Consider the following 2,707-nt stretch of genomic DNA (forward strand, 5'->3'; position numbering starts at 1 on the left):
GGCCTCCGCGCCCAGCGCCAGGACGGTGGCGCGCGGCGGTCCCGCCGTCGACCCCCGGCTGCCGCGCGCCACCGTCCTGGCGCTGGGCGCGGAGGCCGGCGCCGGGGCCGGCTGGGCCGCGCTGTGCCGGCTGGTCAGCGCCACCCACCTGGGCGGGCGGCGCGGCCGGCCCGTCAGCAGCCTGGAGCTGGTCTCCCGGCACGCCGCCGCGCCCGGCGCCCGCCCGGCCCTGGCGGTGCTGCTCGGGCCGTCCTCGGAGGTCGGCCGCGCGGTGCTCGCCCACCGCGACGACGTCGCCCGCGCGGTGCTGCGCCGCTGGCGCGGGGCGCTGCCCGAGGGGTGCCTGCACGTGGAGGTCGTCTGCCACCACGCCCCGCCCGGCAGCGCCGGCAGCCTCGGGCACGCCGCCCGCCTGCTGCGCCTGGCCCGCGCCGAGGGCGTGCCCGCCGTGCTCACCGCCGCGGTGCGCCACGCCACCGCCGACGGGGCCGTCACCGCCGACCTGCTCGACGCCGTGCGCCGCCTCGCCCCGCTGTCCGCCCGCCACCTGGACCGCACCACCGCGCAGGGCCACCTCGTGGACGGCGAGGGCATGGCCCGCACGGCGGTCGCGGTCGCCCGCGCGGCCGCCGGCGAGCGCGACGGCCGCGCGGCGGCGCGCGAGCTGCTCACGGCCACCGCCCTGCTGGCCGCGCGCGCCCGCCAGGACCCGGCGGCCGACCTGGGCGTGGGCGCGCACCACCTGCCCGACCGGGGTGCGCTGCGCCTGCCCCCCGGCGCCGACGTCGACGCCGCCCTGCGCGCCCGCTGCGAGGCGGGCGTGGCGCGCTGCTACCCGGGGGCCGGCGAGCGCCGCCTGGCGGCGGTGCGCCGCCGCCTGGAGGACGAGCTGCGCACCGTGGCGCTGACGGGCTTCGCCCCCTACTTCCTCACCGTCGCGGACGTGTGCGACCTGACCCGCGCCCTGGGCGTGCGGGTGGCCGCCCGCGGCTCGGGCGCCGGCAGCCTGGTCAACCACCTGCTGGGCATCTCCGGGGTGGACCCCCTCGAGCACGGCCTGCTCGTCGAGCGCTTCCTGAACCCCCGGCGCGGGCAGCTGCCCGACATCGACCTCGACGTGGAGTCCGCGCGGCGCGAGGAGGTGTACGAGGCGGTCCTGGAGCGCTTCGGCGGCGAGCGCGTCACCTGCGTGTCGGTGGTGGGCACCTACCGGGTGCGGCACGCCGTGCGCGACGTCGGCGCCGCCCTGGGCCTGCCGCCCGCCGAGGTCGACGCGATCGCCACCGCCTTCCCGCACGTGCGCGCCCGCGAGGCGCGCGCCGCGGCCGCCGAGCTGCCGGAGCTGCGCGGCAGCGGCCTGGGCGCGGCGCGCCTGGACGCGTTCTTCGACCTCGTCGAGCGCCTGGACGGCCTGCCCCGGCAGGTGTCGCTGCACCCGTGCGGGGTGGTGCTCTCCGACACCGGCCTGCTGGCGCGCACCCCCGTGGAGGCCAGCGCCCGGGGCTTCCCGATGAGCCAGTTCGACAAGGACGACGTGGAGGACCTCGGGCTGCTCAAGCTCGACGTGCTCGGGGTGCGGATGCAGTCGGCGATGGCCCACGCCGTGCGGGAGGTGGCCCGCGTGGAGGGCGAGGTGCTCGACCTCGACGACCGCGCGCGGGTGCCGCTGGACGACCCGGCCACGTTCCAGCTGGTGCGCTCCACCCGGACGCTGGGCTGCTTCCAGATCGAGTCCCCGGGCCAGCGCGAGCTCACCGGCCGCTTCGCCCCCGAGACGTTCGCCGACCTCGTCGTGGACATCTCCCTCTTCCGCCCCGGGCCGGTGCAGTCGGACGTGGTGACGCCGTTCCTGCGCGCCCGGCAGGGCTGGGCGCGCGCCGACGTCCTCGACGAGCGGCTGCGGCCGGTGCTGGCGCACACCCACGGCGTCGTGGTGTTCCACGAGCAGGTCATGGGCGTGCTGCGCGTGATGACGGGCTGCGACCTCGCCCTGGCCGACGAGCACCGCCGCCGGCTGGGCAGCCGCGCCGGCCAGCAGGAGCTGGAGCCGCTCTTCCGGCGCCGGGCGCGCGAGCGCGGTTTCCCGCCGGCGACGGTGGAGCGGGTGTGGGGGGTGCTGCGGGCGTTCGGCTCGTTCGGCTTCTGCAAGGCGCACGCGGTCGCGTTCGCGCTGCCGACGTACCAGTCGGCGTGGCTGAAGACGCACCACCCGGCGGCGTTCCTGGCCGGCGTGCTCACCCACGACCCGGGCATGTACCCCAAGCGGCTGCTGCTGGACGACGCCCGCCGGCTGGGGGTGGAGGTGCTGCCCCTGGACGTCAACGCCTCCGGCGACACCTACCGCGTCGAGCGCGTGGGGACACCGCCGACCGGCCCGCGCGGGGACCGCGCCGGGCTGGGCGCGGGCGTGGCCGACGGCACCGGGTACGCCATCAGGCCGTCCCTGGCCGACGTGGGGGGCGCCGGCGCCGAGGAGGTCGCCCGCCTGGTCGCCGGGCAGCCGTACCGCTCGCTGGCGGACCTGTGGCACCGGGCCCGCCCCTCGCGCCCCCTCGCGCAGCGGCTGGTGCTGGCCGGGGCCCTGGACGCGCTGCACGGCACCGGCGGCGCGGGCACCGGGCGCCGGGGCCGGCTCACCCGCCGCGACCTGCTGCTGCAGCTGGCCGGGCTGGAGCGGTGCGCCCGCGCGGGCGCACCGCTCCAGCCC

1 protein-coding gene is annotated in these 2,707 nt (G+C 79.5%); it reads left to right on the plus strand.

Annotated elements, in window-relative coordinates; genetic code table 11:
• A partial coding sequence (locus tag GTR00_RS18460; protein WP_166613032.1) for a DNA polymerase III subunit alpha occupies positions 1-2,707 on the plus strand: 2,707 nt, incomplete at both ends.

It is taken from the genome of Kineococcus indalonis (genome assembly GCF_009906395.1).
GTDB lineage: Bacteria > Actinomycetota > Actinomycetes > Actinomycetales > Kineococcaceae > Kineococcus > Kineococcus indalonis.